The 6322-nt window shown below is 44.4% G+C and carries 6 protein-coding genes; 1 reads left to right on the top strand and 5 read right to left on the bottom strand.

What is annotated here, in order from left to right:
- Positions 1-96: 96 nt before the first annotated feature.
- The gene (locus AS194_RS13275; protein WP_058025972.1) at positions 97-885 is read right to left on the bottom strand and encodes an MBL fold metallo-hydrolase; all 789 of its coding nucleotides are present in this window, start codon (positions 883-885) and stop codon (positions 97-99) included.
- A 254-nt stretch (positions 886-1139) separates the two neighbouring features.
- Entirely contained in the window at positions 1140-3227 is a 2088-nt protein-coding gene (locus tag AS194_RS13270; RefSeq protein ID WP_058025971.1) for a catalase, read from the bottom strand.
- A 424-nt stretch (positions 3228-3651) separates the two neighbouring features.
- Between AS194_RS13270 and AS194_RS13265 the strand changes: the two genes are divergently transcribed.
- Entirely contained in the window at positions 3652-4443 is a 792-nt protein-coding gene (locus AS194_RS13265; RefSeq protein WP_058025970.1) for a dienelactone hydrolase family protein, read from the top strand.
- Positions 4444-4542: 99 nt separating this feature from the next.
- Here AS194_RS13265 and AS194_RS13260 read toward each other — a convergent pair whose 3' ends face one another.
- The 3 genes from AS194_RS13260 to AS194_RS13250 form a co-directional block, all read right to left on the bottom strand.
- Positions 4543-5202, bottom strand: a complete 660-nt coding sequence (locus tag AS194_RS13260) for a DUF938 domain-containing protein (protein WP_200960366.1) — start codon at positions 5200-5202, stop codon at positions 4543-4545.
- A 67-nt stretch (positions 5203-5269) separates the two neighbouring features.
- Positions 5270-5734: a flavodoxin family protein gene (locus AS194_RS13255; RefSeq protein WP_058025973.1), complete on the bottom strand. Its 465-nt coding sequence runs from the start codon at positions 5732-5734 to the stop codon at positions 5270-5272.
- A 1-nt stretch (position 5735) separates the two neighbouring features.
- Positions 5736-6149: an OsmC family protein gene (locus AS194_RS13250; RefSeq protein WP_058025969.1), complete on the bottom strand. Its 414-nt coding sequence runs from the start codon at positions 6147-6149 to the stop codon at positions 5736-5738.
- Positions 6150-6322: the final 173 nt, after the last annotated feature.

Genomic DNA, 6322 nt, shown 5'->3' with positions numbered 1-6322 from the left:
TCGAGTCGCGGACAGCCCACCATATTTGAAAAGCCCAGTTACTATGATAGTAACTGGGCTTTTTTTCGTCTGCACTTTCTATCCTTTATTCTATATCTACTTATGATGTCGCCGTTTAAAAAGTCGGAAGCTGCCTTTCTTACGCCATAGCAGTTTATGTCTGATCGTGTCTTTGATGGTGCGCGGGTATTTGGGGGCTTGGTCGATGAACGCATCAAACTCTACCCTACTCATCGCCCGCTCTCGGCCATGAGCCATCATTACCATTAATGGTTTTAAATCTCTGATTTTTTTTAACGATTGCTTATAAGCTTTGGGATCATAGACAGGAAATGGCGCCACAAACTTATGACGTAATTTGATGATGAGATCAGCCGTATATACCTGACGACTGGGCAAATGAAATAAAGACAGATCGCGATCGGTATGCCCAGGCGTCTCTAACACTTGCCATTCATCAAACTCTGGGACAAAGTCACCGTCTGTGACGGTGATATCTGGCTTTAGGCTTGCCGAATAGTACAGATTTTTGAATGGGCGACCTTGCCGCCTCGCCACATAGTACGCAAGATTCATATCGACAAAATGCATCGCTCGTCCACCAATACCGCCGTACCACTGACTTTTCTTATCAGCAGAGATAATGCGGCAGCCAGTCTCTTGGCGAAACTTGCGCGCACCGCCCGCATGATCCGGATGCATATGAGTGACCACCACCACTTTTAGGTCTGTTATCGGCCTATTTAGAGTATCTTTGATATACCCAAGCACCATTGGCACATCGGCACGGCAGCAGCCGTCTAGTAGCATTATCTTATCTGGATATACCGCAAGGTAGCTACTCTGGATATACCCCTCTAAGCGTACAATCTCACACGAACTCATTTATCATCCCTGATCATTTGATCCTAGTGTCTTTGTATTTTTAGTATAGCGATAATCAATACAAAACAAATCGTTTTCAGTGAACGCTTGTGACTATAGATACGGTTGATAATAGTCGCATAATGCGTAACATCATTAACGACGACGTTTATACTTCCAGTAAAAACGCAAAAAACCCAGCGCTTAGGCTGGGTTTTCTACATTAAGCATTTACTTTATAGATTTAAAGCTTATCCCATCAATTACGCTATCAACTATGCAAGGTCACGAACCTTTGGTTCACGTTCCCATAGACGGGTCTTAGCGTTTTCGATGAAACCATCAACGTCATCCAGTGGCGTCACAAATTTATCTTTTTCGATAGGCAATTTGCTCAAGATGTGTTCTTCAGTCGCAGGGCAATAAGCAATCGCTTTGCAATGTGCATAAGCATCGTTGAACCAATCTAGTGCTGCACTATCCATGGCCAGCTTTTTGGCTGGTGGATGCATAATGATACTGACCACAGCGTCGAAGAGCACAGAAGGGCCACCAGCAAGACGTTCGTCCGCTTGAATGTGTGTACCATCATCTAGTGTCACTTCTTTATTAGGCGCGACGATCTTGACGCTAGCACCAGCGTCGATAGCGGCTTGTTCAAACTTCTTGACTTCACTATGGCTAGAACCTTCAGCAACTAAGATACCAATTAAGCGACCTTTTAGGCTCTTCGGTGAGATACCGATGGTTTGCAGCGCTTTTGACGTGCCTAGATCCTGTACAGGTGCAGCGGCATCAGCAGGCTCTGGTAATTCCATACCGAGGGCTGAAGCCACACGATTAGCCAAGTCTTCATCGATATGCGGCAGATGGCTGAGCATACGAGTACGTACATGTGCAGTATCTACTTTACCCAGCTCAAACGCATATGCAGAGGCAATGTGTGCCTTGTCTGCCTCTGTCTGGCTGCGATAGAACATACGCGGCTGACTATAATGATCGGCAAAGCTTTCGGCACGGATGCGACCTTTAACGCCATCATCCATCTGCTCTTGGAATGAGGCAAATCCGCGTTTGGCGCTTTCGCGTGGACGCGTTGGATCAAGGCTTTGTGGCTCATAGAGCACCCGCGTTTTAGGCACCTGCATTTGCATATGGCCATCTTGCTGGTTGTTGGCAAACGGGCATTTTGGCGCATTGATTGGAATTTGCGCAAAGTTTGGTGAGCCCAAACGTGACAACTGCGTATCTAGATAACTAAATAGACGGCCTTGGAGCAATGGATCATTACTATAGTCGATACCAGGAACTACGTGTGATGGGCAGAATGCGACTTGCTCTGTCTCTGCAAAGAAGTTATCTACATTGCGATTCAAGACCATTTTACCAACGATTTTCACGGGCACTAGCTCTTCTGGAATGAGCTTGGTCGCGTCCAAATGGTCAAATGGGAAGTTATTCGCTTCTTCTTCAGTAAATAACTGGACGCCAAATTCCCATTCAGGATACATGCCATTGTCAATTGACTCAAACAAGTCGCGGCGATGATAATCAGGATCTGCGCCAGAGATTTTTACGGCTTCGTCCCACGTGGTTGATTGTACGCCAAGTACTGGCTTCCAATGGAAACGTACAAAGGTGCTCTTACCGTCTTTATCAATCAAACGGTAGCTGTGAATACCAAAACCTTCCATCATGCGTAAGCTACGTGGCAGGCTACGATCACTCATCAACCAGATCAGATTATGCATGGTTTCAGGACTCAATGAGACAAAATCCCAAAACGTATCATGGGCAGACGCCGCTTGTGGGAATCCGCGATCTGGCTCAGGCTTGACCGCATGGATCAAATCTGGGAATTTAATGGCATCTTGGATAAAGAAGATGGGCATGTTGTTACCAACGATATCCCAGTTACCTTCTTCGGTATAGACTTTGACAGAAAATCCGCGTACATCACGTGGCGTGTCTTTTGAGCCTTTGTTACCAGCAACGGTCGAAAAACGGGTAAAAAGTGGTGTTTGTTTACCGGTTTCGGTCAAAATTTTGGCCGTTGTATACTCTTCTAATGATTCGGTCAGCTCAAAATAACCGTGTGCCGCACTACCGCGAGCATGGACGATACGCTCAGGGATACGCTCATGGTCAAAGTGGTTGATCTTTTCACGTAGTACAAAATCTTCTAATAGCGTAGGACCACGTGAGCCTGTTTTTAGTGAGTTTTGATTGTCGCTGATAGCCACGCCTTGTTGGGTGGTCAATACTTTGGTGTCATCGCCTGCGCGCTGATGGGTTTCGCCCCCATTGCCACGCTCAGTATTCATGTCTTTGGCTGGGTCGGTATGATCGATATTATTATTCATAAAATATCCTAGCTAATGAGTAAAATAGTCTCTTCTAAGACCATTAAAAATGTGCTTACACAGGTATTGTATCCTTTGGGATAATACTGACTTCATCTGTCGATTATTTGTCTGTGCTGCTGCATGACCAATTATTAAAAAAGATAAAGGAATAAAAGGCATACGGCTTATCTTACCCAAAAACTAAGTCGCTTATAGTTGCGTATATAGTGAAACTTGTTGATGTTTGGTTAAAGTTTACGTGCGCAGTCACTCAACCGCTTGACGGCTTTTGAGCCAGCCTAAACGTTAACAATCCAATCTTGTAATTTAGTTATTCTTTAAGGTATGCTTTATGGCGTACTAGAGATCATCGATAAATAACATTGGCATGGTTTTTAGCCATATATTTATCTCTTTTTATATAACTATAAGGCTATCGACTATGTTACCAACTTCGAATTTCTCGTCCAAAAAACCTTACCGCTCATTATTGGCGGGTGCATCAATGGGGCTCCTGGCATTGACCATCAGCCAAACCGCTGCCGCTATCACGACCAAGAACGTCACTTATACAGTGGATAACCAAGCATACGAGGGCTATTACGCCAAAGCCGATAAGCCAAACGCCCCTTTTATCTTGTTGATTCACGACTGGGATGGTCTAACCGACTATGAGCGCAAACGCGCTGATATGCTAGCGAATGAAGGTTACAACGTACTGGCAGCAGACATGTTTGGGCAAGGCATTCGTCCGACCTCTGTCGAAGAAAATAAGCGTTTAACAGGCGAATTGTATGACGATCGCAACAAAATGCGCCGCATACTACAAGGTGCATTAAATGCTGGACGACTGGAGGGCAATGATGTGCGTAACGGCACGACCATGGGATATTGTTTCGGTGGTACGGTTGCATTAGAGTTAGCACGTTCAGGCTTCCCGCAAAAAGCCTTTGTCCCCTTCCATGGAGCCTTTGATACTCCGACCGGTCAAAGTTATGACAAGACCACTGGCGAGATATTGGTATTCCACGGCTCAGCTGACCAGTCTGTCTCTCTAGAGAGTTTTGCGACTCTGGGCAAAACGCTAGAAGCGGCAAAAGTTCCTCATGAAATGGTCACTTACAGCGGCGCACCCCATGCCTTTAGCGTATTTGGCAGTGAAAGATATGATGCACGCGCCGATGAGCGCTCTTGGAAACGTTATTTGGACTTCTTAGCAGATGAGTATAAATAATCTAATCGTATAAAAATATCAGTCACCATATAAGCAATGCAAAAAAAAGACACCTCAACGAATCATCAGTGACGTGTCTTTTTTTGACGTTCTAATCATTTAATACTTCTGAAAGACCAATAGCTGATTATTGGCAGGCATCGCGTACGTTCTGCTAAGCGTTAGATGATGCATATTTGCTAAATTTACAATGTCTTCTTTATGACGGATACCACTGTCAGAATTACCTTGCCTTAACATCGCATCAAATCGCTGGTTGCCCGCACTGGTATAGTTACCATGTTCGTTAAATGGGCCATAGACAATCAGCTTACCATCCACAGGTAACGCATCACCAGCCAGTGCAAATAATTTTTCGACCAACGCCCAACTGATGATATGTAGCGTATTTGCCGTAAATATCGCATCATAGGGCTTGGCTATATTGCTATTTACTGACTGACTATTGATAGGTACAGAATCGTAAGCCAAATCAAACGCTAATGGTAGAGATAGATTGGGCGCAGGATAAGCATGATACCAAGCCGCTATATGACGATGATTACTCGTGACATCGCTGGTTTGCCACTGTATCTCAGGTAAACCAGGAGCAAAGTAAACACTATGCTGACCCGTTCCAGAGCCAATCTCTAGCACGTGCTTAAAGCCTTGTAGCTCGTTTTGCAATACTTCTAGGATAGGCTGCTTATTGTTCTCGCACGCTTGAGAGAATGGCAACGCGTCGATATCCACTTGGCTGTTTAGATGATCGTTTTGCATTGATACTCTCCTGAGACTGCCCATTAGGTTTGCAGTATATTTCGCGAATCATTGACAAAATATACTATCAATAAATACCTGCCTCAACGCCAGCGGCTAACGTCATGGCAAGCTCTTCTACTTGTTCGATAAAGCTGTCTTGCCACTCGCCTTGTAGTATCAGCGCCTCTTGAATCCATGACCAGCGTAGCCCTGTTATGATTGTCTTTATTGCAAGCTTGGTACCCGTACCATCATGCCCTGCACGTATATATACCGCAAATGGCATGCCTTGCTTCTCTTCTAGCACAGGATAATAACAGCGATCAAAGAAGTCTTTGGTCAGCCCTGCCATATATGCCAGATTTTCAGTCGTGCCTAATAGCAAAGCATCAGCAGCCAACACATCTTCAGGCTGCGTGTCCTGCGGCGACTTCAGGACAACATTGACATTAATATCTGTGTGATTGGCCCCGTTGTAAGCCGCCTCAGCGAGTTTTTTAGTATTCGATGATGGCGCATGAGCCACAATGAGTAAAGTCTTAGTATTCATCTCATTCACCACGACCATAAACAAAGGTGACATCCTGTTTAATATCAGGATGAATACTTTTTGCCACAGGGCAAGTGAAAGCAGCGGCTTCTAATATCTTCTTAGTACGCTCATCTAACTCTGTTTTGAACTCAATGCGCACTTGAATCTCACTCACACGGCGAGGATCTGCAGCCATTATTTTCGTTACTTCAGCTTTTGTTCCGACCACATCAATATCCATATCAGCGGCTTTAATACCAATAATGGTCAACATACAACTGGCCAAACTGGTGGCTAGCAAATCAGTCGGTGAAAACGCCTCGCCCTTGCCTTGATTGTCAGTGGGTGCATCTGTAATAATTTGATTGTTGGACTGTAGATGTAAGGCTTGGGTGCGTAGGTTGCCTTGGTATTGAACGGTTGATGTAGTCATAGGTTCTTTCCTAAGCTAAAATTCAGAAATATACAATCCACTATAAGGTTCAAATAGTGGTTTTATAATGAATCACCAAACTATATTATCAGTATAAGGTAGGTTTTTATACTTCATAAAATCTGAAATTTTAAATAAGGACTTATTAGACCTCTTGCAAAAGTAGTTGTAAG

Origin of the sequence: Psychrobacter piscatorii (genome assembly GCF_001444505.1) — a bacterium.
Taxonomy (GTDB): Bacteria; Pseudomonadota; Gammaproteobacteria; order Pseudomonadales; family Moraxellaceae; genus Psychrobacter; species Psychrobacter piscatorii_B.
Note: the sequence above shows the minus strand (reverse complement) of the source record. Positions and strands in the feature narration are given on the sequence as shown.